This is a genomic window from Herbaspirillum sp. AP02 (assembly GCF_015767275.1).
Taxonomy (GTDB): Bacteria; Pseudomonadota; Gammaproteobacteria; order Burkholderiales; family Burkholderiaceae_D; genus Herbaspirillum.
The window spans coordinates 155,113-170,623 of the sequence record NZ_JADWMY010000004.1; the positions used below are offsets into that span (position 1 = coordinate 155,113).

Sequence of the window (15,511 nt, forward strand, 5' to 3'; positions counted from 1 at the left end):
CTCAGGCCTTGGTCGAGAGCGGCACGCCGGTCAGATAACCGACCGTGGCGCCGAAGCGATCCTTGTAGTTGGCCCGTACCAGCGGATCGAGCTTGTCCTTGACCTTGTCGTGCAAGCCCTTCTCCCAGTCACCGGCGTGCTGGAAGTTGCTCATGACGTAGGTCCAGCCGTGGATTTCATCGACTGCATGCAGACCGGTCGATTCGGCACCGGCCGGGCAGGACAGCACGCGGGTGAGCGCCTTGGTATCGACGTTGTAGGCCCACAGGAAGTTGTTGACGTGCATGCCGCTGTCTTCGCCGATGAAGAGCGTGCGCAGCTTTTCGGAGAACTTGATGTTGTCCGGATTGGCGATGTGTTCCTGGTCGGCCAGGTTGCCCAGGGCATCCGGGGTCTTCAGGTCCACGCCCACCAGTGCGGCCGGCGGGGCCATGTCGATGGCCACCCATTCGCTGTCGATGACATTGCCGCCGGCATCGCGCTGGCCGCCGCGCAGGTTCAGCGCATACACGGCACCGGCCTTGGGGCCTTCGACCTTGATGTGGCCGGAGCCGTTGAGCATCGAGGTCTGGATATACGACATGGCCGAATAGGCGATCTTGTCGCGGGCGTTGACGGTGGTGCCTTCCATCTTGGTGAAGCCCAGGCTGCCACCAGCCAGGGCGGCGTAGCGGTGGGTTTCCAGGAAGGCGGCGGCCTTCTGCATGCCCGGCTTGACGCGCACCCAGTTGAACTTGCCGTTGAAGGGAATCCTGGAGAAGGAACCGTCGGCCGGGTCGGTGGTGCGGATATCCATGATGTCGGAGGCCTTGTAGCGCTCGGCCATGGCCTTGACTTCGGCACTGGTGGCGCTGCCCAGGCGCACCCAGGACAGCTTGCCGGCGCCCGGGCCGACGCCCGAGACCTGCTCCCAGCGGGCCACATAGAGCGTGCCGGAGGACAGGTCGGCAGGGCGATCGGCGACGAACATGAACAGGCCGCCATTGGTGGCGTCGTCGCCCATCAGGACGGTGCGCTGGTCCGGCATGACCTGCACCAGTTCGTGCGAAATACGGCCCAGGCAGTAATGCTTCTTGATGGAGCCGGTGCCGTCCGGATTGACCGTCACTTCCGGCAGATGGCCGTAGTGGTAGGGGTTGGCGCGGTTTTCGTCGCCGTACAGGTTCTTGCTGAAGGCCTTGAACTGCGGGTTGGCGGCGATGGCCGAGGCGTCCGGTTCATATTCTTCCGAGGACAGGTGCGTATTCCAGGGCGACAGGCTGGCCCCGCAGGTGATCCACAGGCCGTTGACCTGGGAGGTATCGACGTTGTGGTATTGCACCAGCGACAGCTTGCCCGAGGACGGGTCCTGGTCCAGGGTGAGCACGGCGATCGGGGAAGGCAACTGGCCGTACATGGCGGCCTGCTTCTGGTCGCGGGTGGTGTATTCGAATTGCACCACGGCAAACACCGCATTGCCCTTCACGCCGGGGACCTTGGCGCCCTGCACGGTCAACAGCGACGAGCCGTCCGGGCAGTCCGAGAAGAACTGGCGCTCACGGCCCGCCACCGAGCGGTCGACGATGGGCTGGTTGTTGATGTCCAGGTAGCCGCCGGCCAGGATGCTGCCACCACGGCCGTCCGGCACCATGTCGCCGGTCATGAAGAAGGGCTGGTAGGCCAGCTTGTAGCTTTGCTTGCTGCCGTCGGCGAAGCTCACTTCCAGGGCCGAACCGACGGTGGTGGAGGCCATTGCGGCCGGATTGTCCAGGGTCGGGGCCGGCATGCCGGTGAAGCGCGCCGAGGCGAAGGGCTTGCCGGCACCGGGCGTGGCGCAAGCGGCCAGCAGCGCACTGGCGGACAGGCCACCGGCCAGCGGCAGCAACGGCGCGGCGGTAAATGCCTTGAGCAGGCTGCGGCGGCCGGCTTGCGGCTGGTCGGCGGCTTGGATGCCGGGTTGGATGGCGGTGGGGGCAGGCTGTCTCATCTTGGGTTTCTCCGTATTAAGCGACACATGGTCGGCACTCAGCAGGCGGCGGCCGGTGAGGCCGTCAGGCGTTTGTCAGTCAAACAAGCGCGCCGATGGTAGCGAGCAAAGATGACAGGCCCGTGACGGGGATGAAACTCCCCTGCTCCTCTTGTATAATGTGCGGTTTGATCGCAAAAGAAACCATCATGGAAGCAGAACGCCTCAATTCCCTCCAATCCTTGCTCGACGATCTGGCCACCCGCGCCATCGAGCTACGGAGGTATCTTTGACTTCGATGTGAAGTCGGAGAAACTCGAGCAAGTCAACGCCGAACTGGAAGACCCCAACGTCTGGAACGACCAGAAGCGGGCCCAGGACCTCGGCAAGGAAAAGAAATCGCTGGAAGCGATCGTCCACACCCTCATCAAGATCGACAGTGAACTCACCGATGCCCGCGACCTCTTCGAGATGGCACGCGAGGAAAAGGACGAGGACACCATCGTCGCCATCGAGGCCGATACCGAGAACCTGAAGAAGCTGGTGGAAGAGATGGAATTCCGCCGCATGTTCAGCGGCCCCATGGACGCCAACAACTGCTTCATCGACATCCAGGCCGGCGCCGGTGGTACCGAAGCCCAGGACTGGGCTTCCATGCTGCTGCGCCAGTATCTGCGCTATTGCGAGCGCAAGGGCTTCAAGGCCGAGATCATGGAACAGTCCGACGGTGAAGTGGCCGGCATCAAGACCGCCACCATCAAGGTCGAGGGCGACTACGCCTATGGCTTCCTGCGCACCGAGACCGGCGTGCACCGCCTGGTGCGCAAGTCGCCGTTCGACTCCTCCAATGGCCGCCACACCTCGTTCTCCAGCCTGTTCGTCTACCCCGAGGTGGATGAATCCTTCGAGATCGAGATCAACCCGGCCGACGTGCGCGTGGATACCTACCGCGCCTCCGGTGCCGGTGGCCAGCACATCAACAAGACCGACTCCGCCGTGCGCCTGACGCACGGTCCCTCGGGCATCGTCGTGCAATGCCAGAACGACCGCAGCCAGCACCGCAACCGGGCCGAAGCCTGGGACATGCTGCGCGCCAAGCTGTTCGAACTGGAACTGCGCAAGCGCATGAGCGAGCAACAGAAGCTGGAAGACTCCAAGACCGACGTCGGCTGGGGCCACCAGATCCGCTCCTACGTGCTGGACCAGTCCCGCATCAAGGACCTGCGCACCAACTTCGAAACCGGCAACACCAAGGCCGTGCTTGATGGCGACATCGACGACTTCATCGCAGCCTCGCTGAAACAGGGCGTCTGATCCACACCGGCCGCGCAGCCCTTGCGCGGCCGGCCGCTGACTGAGCTACCGTTCAAACCTCAAGAATTCCAACCATGACCACGCAAAACACCCCCGCCGCCCAGCCGGCAGCCGACGAGAACAGCATCATCGCCGAGCGCCGCGCCAAGCTGGCCGCCATCCGCGAACAGGGTATCGCCTTCCCCAACGATTTCCGTCCGGCCAACAATGCCGCGGACCTGCACGCGCAATACGACGACTTCGAGAACGAAGCGCTGGAAGCCGAACCGGTGACCGTCACCGTGGCCGGCCGCATGATGTTGAAGCGGGTCATGGGCAAGGCGGCCTTCGCCACCCTGCAGGACGCCTCTGGCGTGCGCGCCGATGGCCGCATCCAGCTCTACGTGACCCGTGACGTCACCGGCGAAGACGCCATGGCCGCCTTCAAGCATTACGACCTGGGCGACATCCTGGGCGCCGAAGGTACCCTCTTCAAGACCAAGACCGGTGAGCTGTCGGTGAAGGTCACCAAGCTCAAGCTGATCACCAAGTCGCTGCGCCCGCTGCCCGACAAGTTCCACGGCCTGGCCGACCAGGAAATGAAGTACCGCCAGCGCTACGTCGACCTGATCATGAGCGAGGAAACCCGCCGCACCTTCAAGGCCCGTACCGCCGCGATGTCGTCGATCCGCCGCTTCATGGAAACCAACGGTTTCATGGAAGTGGAAACCCCGATGCTGCACCCCATCCCGGGCGGCGCCGCGGCCAAGCCCTTCATCACCCACCACAATGCGCTGGACATGCAGATGTTCATGCGTATCGCCCCTGAGCTGTACCTGAAGCGCCTGGTGGTGGGTGGATTCGAGCGCGTCTTCGAGGTCAACCGCAACTTCCGCAATGAAGGCGTCTCGCCGCGTCACAACCCTGAGTTCACGATGATGGAGTTCTACGCCGCCTACGTGGATTACCAGTGGCTGATGGGCTTCACCGAACAGGTGATCCGCCAGGCCGCCATCGATGCCCACGGCACCGCCGTGCTGACCTACCAGGGCCGCGAGCTGGACCTGTCCAAGCCCTTCGACCGCCTGACCATCACCGGCGCCATCCTCAAGTACGCGCCCAACTACACCGCCGAGCAACTGGCCGACATCGACTTCCTGCGCACCGAACTGAAGAAGTTCGGCGTCAAGGCCGATCAGGCCCCGCTGGCCGCCGCCGGCATCGGCGCGCTGCAACTGGCGCTGTTCGAGGAAACCGCCGAGTCGCAGCTGTGGAACCCGACCTACATCATCGACTACCCGGTCGAAGTCTCGCCGCTGGCGCGCGCCTCCGACACGGTGCCGGGCATCACCGAGCGCTTCGAACTGTTCATCACCGGCCGTGAAATCGCGAACGGTTTTTCCGAGTTGAACGACGCCGAAGACCAGGCCGCCCGCTTCCAGGCCCAGGTGGCCGCCAAGGATGCCGGCGACGAGGAAGCCATGTACTACGACGCCGACTACATCCGCGCCCTGGAATACGGCATGCCCCCGGCCGGCGGCTGCGGCATCGGCATCGACCGCCTGATGATGCTCATCACCGATTCGCCCAACATCCGTGACGTGATCCTGTTCCCGCACCTGCGCCGCGAAGACTGATGGCAGGGAGTTGACTGCCAGGCGTTGAAACCCCAGGGGGACGGCAGCATTGCCGTCCCCCTTTCATTTGCCGCACCATTTTCCGCCTCCCGCGCCCTCTCCTCTGCACTGGGGCCCGCACGGCGGGATAGCTGTTGTCATCCCGCAAACCCGTCCCCCGCGCTGCCCTTGCCTCATTACAAGTTTTTACAACTGACACAGAATCGGGATTTTTTTTGGCCGATGACCACTCCATAATCCAGTCATCCAATCTTCAACAACAAGAGAACAACTAGAGAGGTCATCATGGAAACCAACACTACACAAAACCTGAACCCGAGCAACAACGCCGTCGCCAAGACATCTTCTGGTCGCCTGCATCCCCTGATGGCCGGTGCCGCCGTCGCCGTGATCCTGGTCAGCCTGATTGGCGTGGCCGCCATGACCGGCCTGTTGCCCACGTCCAAGAGCGAGAATTCTCCGCAGCAACTGGCAGCGCTGGATCAGAATGCACAAGCGCCGGGCACGCCGGCCAATGCCGTGGCAGCCCAGCAGCAGGCCCAGCGCTCGCCGTCCTACCAGCCGCAGCAATCGGCCTATCCGGCCCAGGCTGCCGCGCCGGCGGTACAACGCGCTGCGGCCGTCTGCAATAGCTGCGGTGAAGTGGTCAGCGTACGCGCCGTACGCCACGCTGCCCCCACCAGCGGTGTGGGCATTGCCGGTGGCGCCGTGGTCGGTGGCCTGCTGGGTAACCAGATCGGCGGCGGCACTGGCCGCACCCTGGCCACCATCGCCGGCGCAGTCGGCGGCGGCTATGCCGGCAACGAAGTCGAAAAGAACGTGCGCGCCACCACCAGCTATGTGGTTGATGTACGCATGGAAAACGGCAAGACCCGCAGCTTCTCGCAGAGTAATGAGAACTGGCGCGTCGGCGACCAGGTGCGCGTGGTCAACGGCCATCTGGAAGGCCGTGGCTGATCCCCTCCACAGGTCCTAGTCCCTCCTGATCACCCTTCGCATCCCGGTGCGAAGGGTTTTTTGCCGTTTGAATCAAACGATACCTTGGTAAATTTGTCTATTATTGTTGTCTAGTGGAAAATAATACTGAACCAAAAGCCAAGTGTTGTGCACCAACTGCAGTGCAGTGACGTTATCGTGTCATGATTCGGTCATATTCCTGCCGGTTGGCAAGACCTGCCTCCCCTCAGCCGGCACCATGGGAATGTTATCGATAAACGCTGGAAACATTTTCCTCTGGCAGTTAGACTTCCGCAAAAAGTCACCGCCAGGACAGCAGCGGAATTAGTAGCCGGGAAACAGAACGCGATCAAGCGTCTGCCCGCTTACTCGTATTGAACGGGGGGCGAACGATTCGCCAAAACGCGCTAATGGCGCGAATGCGTTTGAAGATTTATGGACTCACAGTCATCCACCGACAGCAGCACGCAGGTCGCCGAGGCCCGCAATGACGACCGCCATGGCGGTCCCCACAAGGATCATGCGGTCATCCTGCTGCACGGCCTGTGCGGCTCACAGCTCGAAATGGGCTCGATCCCCAAGCAGCTCAAGAAGGCCGGCTGCACCGTCATTGCTCTGAATATCGACAACTACTCCGCCGCCCTGACCAATCCACGCGTCTCACCCGATTGGGAATCCTGGTGTGCGGTGGTCGAAAGCCGCGTAGCAAGGCTCAAGGAAGAATTCAGGACCGTTTCCCTGTGTGGCCTTTCCATGGGCGCCACCCTGGCCCTGGCGGTGGCCGCCCGCAGCAAGGACCTGCTATCGGTGGTGCTGCTCTCGCCGGTGTTGCAATACGATGGCTGGTCGGTGCCGTGGTACTGGAAGATGTTGACCGTGGTCTATGACATGGGCATCCGCAACTGGTCCTACAAGGAAAGCGAGCCCTACGGCATCAAGAACTACGAGATGCGCCGTCGCGTCGCCGCCGCCCTGGAAAAGGATGGCGTGGCCGCCGTCGGCGCCGCTTCCCTCCCGGCCCGCCACCTGCGCGCCGCGCTGCGCATGATCGCCTTCGTCCGCAAATCGCTGCCCCTGGTGCGCACCGATACCCTGATCATCCACTCCATCGACGACGAAACCGCCTCCCCGCGCAATGCCGAGGTGATCCTCCAGCACATCAATGCCGAGGTGCGCAAGGTGATCTGGCTGGGTGACTGCTACCACATCATCACGGTGGACAACGAACGCGAGATCGTCACCAACGAGACCGTGATGTTCATCAAGCGCAGCATCGAGATCCACGGCAATGAACTGAGCCGCAAGTACCTGGGCCATTCCTCCCCCCTCAAGGATCGCCGTCACTAGGCTGATGCGGCAATACAACGAAGCCGGGCCTTCGCCCCCACAAAAAAATGTGGCCCGGTCAGCCTTTTGAAAGACTTGATTCTTAACATGAGCACATTGCGCGACCGCGTAATGTGAACGAAGATGAATACGACGCGTCACCCTGCCAAAGCCCTCATGAGCCTGATCAAATTGAAGAACGCCAAGAGCTGGCGTCCGCAAGGCTTCCGCCCGCTCTATGTCAGCGCCTTCGGATTCGTTGCCGCCTTCGGCTTGCGCTACGCATTGGCGCCCTTCGTGGACGAGGCCCTGTCGATGGTGTTCTTCGCCGTCAACTGCATCATCATGAGTTACCTGTTCGGCTGCGTGTATTCGCTGGGCCTGCTGGCCATCAGCATCCCCACGGCCATGTTCTTCTTCCGCAAGCCCTTCTATACGATGGACGGACTCAACGACAAGGACGTCTTCATGATCCTGGTCTACACCATCATCGTGATCACCGCCTCGGTGATCATCGAATGGCTGCAGCGCGAACGTTATGCGGCCGTCCTGCAACAGCGCGTCTCGGAAACCCGCTACCGCCTGCTCATCGAGTCCGACCAGGCCCGCCGCGCCGAGTACGGCCGCCAGTTCGAGGGCAGCGCCGGCGACCAGGCCTGAACGCCGCGGCGCAAAACGCCTCCGGACACGGACTGCCCTCGTGTCGCCACAATAGCGCCAGGCAGCCTCGCCATCAGAACGCCATCAGGAAGCCCCTGATATCCTCCCCCGCCGGCCTCTCCTAAGATGCTCACATCACAGCAAGGAGGCCGCCATGTCCCTGACCCATCACCTGCCCCGCATCCTCGTCATCGATGACGACCTCGATGCCATCGAAATGGCCCGCTTTGCGCTCTGGCGCAACCAGCTGCCCTGCCAGTTCGAATGGTTCGATGATGCCGAACTGGCCAATGCCTCCCTGCTCACGCAAGCCCTGTGCCGCGCCAGGGACCTGCCCACGCTGATCCTGCTGGACCCGCGCAGCTTCCCCGGCACCGAAGGCTACGAGCTGCTGCGCACCCTGTGCGTGTACCAGACGCTGGCGCATATCCCCTTGGTCTTGTTTACCGCCGCACCCTTGTCCTGCGATTTTGCCCGTGAACTGGACAGCCGCATCTACTACGCCGCCAAGCCGCAGCGCGCCACCGACTACATGGACCTGGTCACCCAGTGTGTGCAGCAACGCCTGCACCAGCCAGAACCGTTGTGATTGCGCTAGGCCTTGCCGACGCGGCGCAACACCTGTGCCAGGCGCCGGATCAGGGGTGAGAACTGCTCCGAAGACGTATTGCCATAGCCGATCACCAGTCCATTGCTGACGGCCTGGCGCGGCTGCGCTGAAAACGATGAGAGCGCCCCGACATTCATCCCCGCCGCCCGTGCCGCCGCACTGACGGCCGTATCCTGCCAATCCAGCGGCAGCCGTACCGTCAGATGCAGACCGCTATCACCTCCCCATACCTCATACGCCGGCAGATATAGCTGCAAGGCCTCGCGCAGTGCTTGCTGGCGCTCACGATAGAGACGCCGCATGCGCCCCAGATGGCGGGCGAACTGACCACCGGCCATGAATTCGGCCAGCGCCAGCTGCTCCAGCCTATGCCCGCCGCGCAACAGCTCCGCCAGTGCCGGCCAGGCACCCGCTCCCGCCGACTCCGGCAACACCAGGAAACCGATGCGCAAGCCCGGGAACAGGGTCTTGCTGAACGTGCCCACATACAACACCGGGGCGTCCGGCACCAGCCCTTGCATGGCGGGCACCGGGTGGCCGCGATGCCGGAATTCGCTGTCGTAGTCGTCCTCGATGATCCAGCCACCGCACTCGCGCGCCCGGGCGATCAGTTCCAGCCGGCGTGGCAAGGACAGCACCGCACCGGTGGGATACTGGTGCGACGGCGTCACATGCACCAGTCGCGGCGGACTGCGCCAAGCCCGTTCGGGAATGAGGATGCCCTCGGCATCGACCGGCATGGCCCGGATTTTCAGGTCACCCGCATGGAAAGCAGCGCGCACTCCGCCATAACCCGGGTCTTCCAGCCAGGCCCGCTCGCCCGGATTGGCAAACAGGCGTACGCACAAGGACAAAGCCCCCTGCGCACCCTCGGTCAACACCACCTGGGTCGCCTCGCAACGCACGCCCCGCGCCACCCGCAGGTATTGCGCAATGGCCTCACGCAAGGCCGGCTCGCCCAGCGGATCGCCATAGGCCAGCGCCATCGGTCCGGCCCGCTTCAAGGCGCGCTCCTGGGCGCGCAGCCAGGCATTGAGCGGAAAACGGTTCAGCGCCGGCATGCCCGGCGTGAGCGGCAACGCCCTGTCCCCGGCATCGCGGGTGGGTGTCATGGTCGTCACGCGGCGCGACTGGCGCCCACTGTCCTGGCGCGACGGCTGCACGGCGCGGACCGCCGACCCCGCCAGCGCGGCCACTCGGGTACCCTGGCGATCGGCCCGGGCGTAGCCTTCGGCCACCAGTTGTTCGTATACCGCCAGCACGGTATTGCGCGCCACCTGCAGGTCCGCGCACAGGCTGCGCGTGGCAGGCAGACGACTGCCCGGTGGCAGTTGCCCATCCAGGATGGCGCGCTTGAAGCGGGCCAGCAACTGCTGCTGGCGTGAACCGGCAGCAGCATCGGGCACCAGAGGTGAGGCGAGCAGGGAAACAGGTGTCATACTCATGTTGCGTGGCTCCATCAAAAGTGCCTCTGTTGGCACTGATGATGATGCCACGAAAGCGCTATTGTCCAGACTTCCCTCCCTCACTGGACAGCCACCGTGAACCACGCAAGCAGCCCCCGCCGCAACGAATACCAGCAAGACATCGGCCCCGCCCTGCCCGACTGGCAGCCGCGCCCGCGCCCTTCGATCCAGACCCTGCAGGGCCGCTACTGTCGCCTGGAGCGCATCGAACCCGCCCGCCACGCAGCCCAACTGTATGCCGCCTTCGCCGAGGCCGCCGACGGCCGCGACTGGACCTACATGATGAGCGGCCCCTTCCCGGATGAGGCCAGCTACCTGTGCCAGGCCGAACTGATGCAGGCCAGCCAGGACCCGCTGCATTACGTCGTAATCGACCAGGCCAGCGGAATGGCCCTGGGCAGCATGGCACTCATGCGCATCGAACCGGCGCACGGCGTGATCGAGGTCGGTCACATCGCGTTTTCGCCCCGCCTCAAGCGCAGCCGCGTGGCCAGCGAGGCGCACTACCTGCTGATGCGCCATGTCTTCCAGGACCTCGGTTATCGCCGCTACGAATGGAAGTGCGACAGTCTCAATGGTCCTTCGCGCCAGGCGGCGCAACGGCTGGGCTTTTGCTTCGAGGGCATCTTTCGGCAAGCGGTGGTCTATCGCGGCCGCAGTCGCGATACGGCCTGGTTTTCCATCATCGATGACCAATGGCCGGCACTACGCCAGGGCTTCGAACGCTGGCTGCACGCCGACAATTTCGATGCCGCGGGTCGGCAACGACAGCCATTGTCGGCACTGACAGGGCCGACACTACCCTCAGGGGGCTGACGCCAGCCCTCAAGCGCGCGAACTGAGCTGCTTGAGCTCCCACAGTGCCTCCAGCACATGGCGCGTAGCCGGTTCCGGCTGGCCGGCGCGATGGGCGATGCCCAACGGCCGCCATAGCGCCGGGCGCAGCGGTCGCATCACGATGCGCGGGTCCGGTGGCACGGCGCGTCCCTGGGCACCAGCCTCGTGCGGCAGCAGGGTGGCCCCGTAACCGGCCGCCACCAGACTCTTGATGGCGTCGTTGAAATTGAGCTCGATGCGCGGCAGCGGATGCTCCCCACCGCTGGCGAACCACTCTGTGGTCAGGCGCGAGAGCCGCGTCTCGGGCGCATTCAGGATCAGCGGCTGCGCCGCCAGCCAGGCCGGCGTTACCACCCGCGGCGCCTGCCACGCCGCTGGCAGGAAGGCCATCACCGGGTCGCGCCGCCAGGGCCTGACCGTCAGGCCGCCCACCGGAGCCTGCGGCAAGGCCACCAGGCCGATGTCCAGCGTCCCTTCCACCAGTTGCGCCAGCGTCTCCTGCGAGGTCAGGATGCGCACCTGCACATCGATGCCCGGATGCTGCTGGCCCAGACGTTCCAGCACCTGCGGCAGCAGATAGGCGATGGCACCGGTGGAAGCACCCAGGCGCACCCGTCCGGCCAGGCCCTGCACCTGCCGCTGCACTTCTTCCAGCGCCTGCTCGGCGCCCGCCAGCAACTGCCGCGCCCGCGCCACCAGCGTGGCGCCGATGCCCGATGGCCGCACCTGGCTGCGCTGGCGCAACAAAAGGGGGGCGCCGATGCGTGCCTCCAGTTCGCTGATGTGCAGGCTCACCGTGGGCGGCGCCAGGTTCAGGTGACGCGCGGCGGCGGCGAAGGAACCGAGGTCGGCGATGGCGACCAGGGTACGCAGGCGGTCCAGACTGAGTTCACGCATGGGAAGGCTCCGGCATCAACAATGGCATTGATATTTTTACGTTCAGGAAATCTGAACGATCTCTTTGTAATATTCAACTTTTCCAATTATACGATTTGCCGCACCATGCAAGGCATCGGCATTCCCGCGCCATGCCAGGGCCAAGGCCAGAGCCTTCCGCTTCCACCCCGGCGCGTCCACCGCTTGCAGCTGACTGGAGTACACCGTGAGCAATCTCCCCCTGATCTTCATCGATGGCGACCAAGGCACCACCGGTCTCCTGATCCATGAGCGCCTGCGCGGCCGCGACGACCTGCGCATCCTGACCCTGCCGGCGGCCGAGCGCAAGGATGCGCGGCGGCGCGCCGAGGCCATCAACAGTGCCGACATCGCCCTGCTGTGCCTGCCCGACGCCGCCGCCCGCGAAGCGGTGGCACTGATCGAGAATCCCCGGGTACGCGTCATCGATGCCAGCTCGGCCCATCGCACCAGCCCAGGCTGGGTCTATGGCTTCCCCGAGATGGCACCGGAACAGCCGCAGGCGATCGCCAGCGCCAGCCGCGTCAGCAACCCCGGCTGCTACCCGACTGGCGCCATCGCGCTGCTGCGACCGCTGGTGCAAGCCGGACTGGTGCCGGCCGACTACCCGCTGAGCATCCACGCCGTCTCCGGCTACTCGGGTGGCGGTCGTCCGCAGGTAGAGCAATACGAAGGCCCGGAGGCCGCCAGCGCCGCGCCCTTCGTGCTGTACGGCCTGGGCCTGCAGCACAAGCATCCGCCGGAAATGCAGCTGCATGCCGGATTGACGCAACGGCCGATCTTCGTGCCGGCCTACGGCGCCTTCCGCCAGGGCATCGTCCTGTCCATCGCACTGCAGACACGCCTGCTGCCGGCTGGCGCCAGCCTGGAGTCGCTGCGTGCCGCACTGCAGAGCCACTACGCCGGTGCGCGTCACGTCAAGGTACTGGACGCCGAACAGAGTGCCGCCACGGCCCAGCTTGATCCGACCCGCCACAACGGCAGCAATGACATGACGCTGGGTGTCTTCGGCAACCCGTCCGAAGGCCACATCCTGCTGTGCGCGGTCTTCGACAATCTGGGCAAGGGCGCATCGGGTGCTGCAGTACAGAACCTGGACCTGCTACTGGCAGCCAGCTGACTCGCGTATTGATGCAGCGTGCAGATCGACTGACAAGCCATAAGGCGGGGCGCGATTCCCTACGAGCGCCCCGCCCTTGCCGCATCACTCGTAAAACGGTTTAAAGGCCTGATCTGCTGCAAGGCAGGATTGGTCAGGCTGTGGCATCATTCGTGACTTGATTCGCCACCACAGACTGTAGGCGTCGGCTCTCCTCCAGAAGAACGGCCGCCGTCCCGCTCCCAAGCAAGATGTCCACCACCCTAGGCGCAATAGCCTGCAAGTATCTCGACGCCACCATCAAGCTGACCCCGGTATTACGTACTGACGGCAAGTGGACGGCGTTCGTCCATATCGACTTCCCGGATCGCACGACCCACGAATTCGGCGACTTCCAGCCAGGCAATTCCAAGATGGAAGCCCTGCAGAATGCCGTCACGGCGGCCGAGAGCTACGTCGTCACCCGCAAGAAGAAATAGGACGGCCGCTCCCATGCAAAACGGCCTGCATCGCTGCAGGCCGTGGCGGCATACCCTGACTGCGTCGAATCAGTTCATCTTGACGCCGGCAGCTTCGCTTTCCTTGTAGATCGCATCGATCAGGTCCTGCCCTACCCGCGCGGCCATGGTCTTGTGCACCGGCAGCAGTGCGCGGCGCCACTCGGCCTTCTCCTGCTCGGAAAGGGTGTAAACCTTGGTCTTGCCGCTGGCCCTGATGGCGGCCAGGGCATCGTCATTTTCCTTCTGGGCGATGGTATTGGCGTAGACCGTGGCTTCCTTCATGGCCCCTTCGAGCTGGCTGCGCACATCGACCGGCAGCGCCTCCCAGAACTTCTTGTTGACGATGACCGCATAACCGATATACCCGTGATCGGACACGGTCAGGTTGGACTGCACCTCATGCATCTTCTGGGTATAGACATTGGAGGGCGTGTTCTCGCTACCATCCACCACCCCGGTCTGCATGGCCTGGTACACCTCGGAAAACGCCAGCACCTGCGGATTGGCCTTCAATGCCCGGAACTGCTCGTCCAACACCTTGGACGACTGGATGCGCATCTTCAGCGCCCGGAAGTCCGCCACCTTGTGCAGCGGCCGGTTGGCCGTCATCACCTTCATGCCGTTATCCCAGTAGGCCAGGCCCTTGATGCCCTTGCCTTCCAGCTTCTGGAACAGACCCTGCCCGATCGGCCCCTCGGTCACGCGCTTCAACACTTCCTTGTTGGGAAAGATATAGGGCAGGTCGAAGACCTCGAACTCCTTGGCCCCCAGCGGCCCGAACTTGGCCAGGGAAGGCGCCAGCATCTGCACCGAGCCCAGTTGCAAGGCTTCCAGTTCTTCTTTGTCCTTGTAGAGCGTACTGTTGGGATAGACCTCGACCTTCACGCGCCCATGGGTCGCTTTCTCGGCCAGTTCCTTGAAGCGTTCCGCACCCTTGCCCTTGGGCGTGTCATTGGCCACCACGTGGCTGAACTTGATGACGATGGGCTGTTGCGCCAGTGCTGCCGTGGTCGACAAAGTCAGCGTGGCGAAGGCGCAGGCGGTCAGTGCCGCCCGCATTGTGATGATGGTCATGCGTGTCTCCTCCGGGTGAAGCCGGGGGCCGATGACCTCGGCCCCCGGCGTTAAAAGACGATCAGGTCGCGCAGCCCCTCCCCGCTATGCAGGCGGTCGAAGCCGCGGTTGATGTCGGCCAGCGCCAGGCGCTCGCCCATGAGCTTGTCCACCGGCAGGCGGCCGGCCTGGTACAGGCCGATGTAGCGCGGGATATCGCGCACCGGCACGCAGGAGCCGATATAGCTGCCCTTGACGGTGCGTTCCTCGGCCACCAGGCTGACCTGCTGCAGCGCCCAGTTCTGGTTCGGCGCCGGCAGCCCGGCGGTGACCGTCATGCCGCCACGGCGGGTCATGCGGTAGGCCGCTTCCATGGCCTGCACCGAGCCGGCCATTTCGAAGGCGTAGTCGACGCCTCCCTTGGTGAGTTCCTTGACCTTTGCCACGGCATCCGGATCACGGGCATTCACGGTGGCCGTCGCGCCCAGCGCACGCGCTACTTCCAGCTTGCTGTCGTGCAGGTCCACCGCGATCACTTCGCGCGCGCCGGAGGCCAGCGCCCCCAGCATCGCGCACAGGCCCACGCCGCCCAGGCCCAGCACCGCCGCCGTGGTACCGGCCTTGACCTCGGCGGTATTGACGGCCGCGCCCACGCCGGTCAGCACTGCGCAGCCGAACAGGGCCGCCTGTACCGGATCGATATCGGCCTCGATCTTCACGCAGGAGCGGCGCGAGACCACCGCATGATCGGCAAAGGCCGACACGCCCATGTGGTGGTGGACGTGCTGGGCGCGGTCATGCAGGCGGCGCTGGCCCGACAGCAGCTCACCCAGGGTATTGGTGGCCGCGCCCGGCTCGCACAGCGCCGGCCGCCCTTCCATGCAGGGCAGGCAGTGGCCGCAACTGGGCACGAAGACCAGCACCACCAGATCGCCGGCACGCAGATCGGTCACGCCACTGCCGACCTCCACCACTTCGGCCGAGGCCTCGTGGCCCAGTGCCATGGGCACCGGACGCGGACGCACACCGGTGATCACCGACAGGTCCGAATGGCACAGGCCAGCGGCCTTCATCTTCACCAGCACCTCGCCGGGGCCGGGCGGATCAAGATCGAGTTCCTCGATCTTCAGTGGCTGGCTCATGGCAAACGGATGCGCATCGGTCATCTCGCGCAGGACGGCGGCCTGGATTTTCATGTGTCGGTCTCCCTCGT

Annotated in this window: 14 protein-coding genes; 9 read left to right on the top strand and 5 right to left on the bottom strand. The window is 64.3% G+C overall.

Annotation, left to right across the window (positions count from 1 at the left end):
• Nucleotide 1 precedes the first annotated feature (1 nt).
• Complete coding sequence (locus I5R65_RS10950; RefSeq protein WP_180669653.1) at nucleotides 2–1,966, bottom strand: PhoX family phosphatase; 1,965 nt, start codon at nucleotides 1,964–1,966, stop codon at nucleotides 2–4.
• A 188-nt stretch (nucleotides 1,967–2,154) separates the two neighbouring features.
• On the opposite strand from I5R65_RS10950, the gene prfB reads away from it, so the two are divergent.
• From prfB to I5R65_RS10980, 6 genes are all read left to right on the top strand, one after another.
• Nucleotides 2,155–3,259, top strand: a protein-coding gene (gene prfB, locus I5R65_RS10955) for a peptide chain release factor 2 (protein WP_180669655.1) whose coding sequence is annotated in 2 segments (ribosomal slippage) — nucleotides 2,155–2,235 and nucleotides 2,237–3,259 — 1,104 coding nt in all. Because the reading frame shifts where the segments join, the coding sequence is not laid out codon by codon here.
• Nucleotides 3,260–3,333: 74 nt separating this feature from the next.
• A complete protein-coding gene (lysS, locus tag I5R65_RS10960; protein ID WP_180669657.1) occupies nucleotides 3,334–4,875 on the top strand; it encodes a lysine--tRNA ligase in 1,542 nt (513 codons plus the stop codon).
• Nucleotides 4,876–5,160: 285 nt separating this feature from the next.
• A complete protein-coding gene (locus I5R65_RS10965; RefSeq protein WP_180669659.1) occupies nucleotides 5,161–5,832 on the top strand; it encodes a glycine zipper 2TM domain-containing protein in 672 nt (223 codons plus the stop codon).
• Between the two features lie 435 nt (nucleotides 5,833–6,267).
• Complete coding sequence (locus I5R65_RS10970; protein WP_180669661.1) at nucleotides 6,268–7,179, top strand: carboxylesterase; 912 nt, start codon at nucleotides 6,268–6,270, stop codon at nucleotides 7,177–7,179.
• Nucleotides 7,180–7,335: 156 nt separating this feature from the next.
• Complete coding sequence (locus I5R65_RS10975) at nucleotides 7,336–7,818, top strand: DUF4118 domain-containing protein (protein ID WP_231395148.1); 483 nt, start codon at nucleotides 7,336–7,338, stop codon at nucleotides 7,816–7,818.
• Between the two features lie 154 nt (nucleotides 7,819–7,972).
• Nucleotides 7,973–8,407, top strand: coding sequence for a histidine kinase (locus tag I5R65_RS10980; RefSeq protein WP_180669665.1), 435 nt, complete (start codon nucleotides 7,973–7,975; stop codon nucleotides 8,405–8,407).
• Nucleotides 8,408–8,412: 5 nt separating this feature from the next.
• Here I5R65_RS10980 and I5R65_RS10985 read toward each other — a convergent pair whose 3' ends face one another.
• The gene (locus I5R65_RS10985; protein WP_370460977.1) at nucleotides 8,413–9,873 is read right to left on the bottom strand and encodes a PLP-dependent aminotransferase family protein; all 1,461 of its coding nucleotides are present in this window, start codon (nucleotides 9,871–9,873) and stop codon (nucleotides 8,413–8,415) included.
• A 96-nt stretch (nucleotides 9,874–9,969) separates the two neighbouring features.
• Between I5R65_RS10985 and I5R65_RS10990 the strand changes: the two genes are divergently transcribed.
• Nucleotides 9,970–10,710 carry a GNAT family N-acetyltransferase gene (locus I5R65_RS10990; RefSeq protein ID WP_180669667.1) on the top strand — a complete coding sequence of 247 codons (741 nt, stop codon included), beginning with the start codon at nucleotides 9,970–9,972 and terminating at the stop codon, nucleotides 10,708–10,710.
• 9 nt (nucleotides 10,711–10,719) lie between these two features.
• On the opposite strand, the gene I5R65_RS10995 is transcribed toward I5R65_RS10990, so the two are convergent.
• Nucleotides 10,720–11,628: a LysR family transcriptional regulator gene (locus tag I5R65_RS10995; RefSeq protein ID WP_180669669.1), complete on the bottom strand. Its 909-nt coding sequence runs from the start codon at nucleotides 11,626–11,628 to the stop codon at nucleotides 10,720–10,722.
• A gap of 205 nt (nucleotides 11,629–11,833) precedes the next feature.
• Here I5R65_RS10995 and argC point away from each other — a divergent pair, with 205 nt between their 5' ends.
• The gene (argC, locus tag I5R65_RS11000; RefSeq protein ID WP_180669670.1) at nucleotides 11,834–12,766 is read left to right on the top strand and encodes an N-acetyl-gamma-glutamyl-phosphate reductase; all 933 of its coding nucleotides are present in this window, start codon (nucleotides 11,834–11,836) and stop codon (nucleotides 12,764–12,766) included.
• Nucleotides 12,767–12,996: 230 nt separating this feature from the next.
• On the top strand, nucleotides 12,997–13,224 hold the full coding sequence (locus I5R65_RS11005) for a hypothetical protein (protein ID WP_180669672.1): 228 nt from the start codon (nucleotides 12,997–12,999) through the stop codon (nucleotides 13,222–13,224).
• A 69-nt stretch (nucleotides 13,225–13,293) separates the two neighbouring features.
• Here I5R65_RS11005 and I5R65_RS11010 read toward each other — a convergent pair whose 3' ends face one another.
• Together I5R65_RS11010 and I5R65_RS11015 are read right to left on the bottom strand one after the other, a co-directional pair.
• On the bottom strand, nucleotides 13,294–14,304 hold the full coding sequence (locus I5R65_RS11010; RefSeq protein ID WP_370460985.1) for a TRAP transporter substrate-binding protein: 1,011 nt from the start codon (nucleotides 14,302–14,304) through the stop codon (nucleotides 13,294–13,296).
• Between the two features lie 65 nt (nucleotides 14,305–14,369).
• Nucleotides 14,370–15,494: a zinc-dependent alcohol dehydrogenase family protein gene (locus I5R65_RS11015; protein WP_180669676.1), complete on the bottom strand. Its 1,125-nt coding sequence runs from the start codon at nucleotides 15,492–15,494 to the stop codon at nucleotides 14,370–14,372.
• Nucleotides 15,495–15,511 lie beyond the last annotated feature (17 nt).

Excerpts from the sequence above, each read along its gene's own strand:
- I5R65_RS11010 (WP_370460985.1), bottom strand. The coding sequence starts at position 14,304 with ATGCGGGCGGCACTGACCGCCTGCGCCTTCGCCACGCTGACTTTGTCG.
- I5R65_RS10975 (WP_231395148.1), top strand. The coding sequence starts at position 7,336 with ATGAGCCTGATCAAATTGAAGAACGCCAAGAGCTGGCGTCCGCAAGGC.
- lysS (WP_180669657.1), top strand. The coding sequence starts at position 3,334 with ATGACCACGCAAAACACCCCCGCCGCCCAGCCGGCAGCCGACGAGAAC.
- I5R65_RS10965 (WP_180669659.1), top strand. The coding sequence starts at position 5,161 with ATGGAAACCAACACTACACAAAACCTGAACCCGAGCAACAACGCCGTC.
- I5R65_RS10980 (WP_180669665.1), top strand. The coding sequence starts at position 7,973 with ATGTCCCTGACCCATCACCTGCCCCGCATCCTCGTCATCGATGACGAC.
- I5R65_RS10985 (WP_370460977.1), bottom strand. The coding sequence starts at position 9,873 with ATGAGTATGACACCTGTTTCCCTGCTCGCCTCACCTCTGGTGCCCGAT.
- I5R65_RS11015 (WP_180669676.1), bottom strand. The coding sequence starts at position 15,494 with ATGAAAATCCAGGCCGCCGTCCTGCGCGAGATGACCGATGCGCATCCG.
- I5R65_RS11005 (WP_180669672.1), top strand. The coding sequence starts at position 12,997 with ATGTCCACCACCCTAGGCGCAATAGCCTGCAAGTATCTCGACGCCACC.
- I5R65_RS10950 (WP_180669653.1), bottom strand. The coding sequence starts at position 1,966 with ATGAGACAGCCTGCCCCCACCGCCATCCAACCCGGCATCCAAGCCGCC.
- I5R65_RS10970 (WP_180669661.1), top strand. The coding sequence starts at position 6,268 with ATGGACTCACAGTCATCCACCGACAGCAGCACGCAGGTCGCCGAGGCC.
- I5R65_RS10995 (WP_180669669.1), bottom strand. The coding sequence starts at position 11,628 with ATGCGTGAACTCAGTCTGGACCGCCTGCGTACCCTGGTCGCCATCGCC.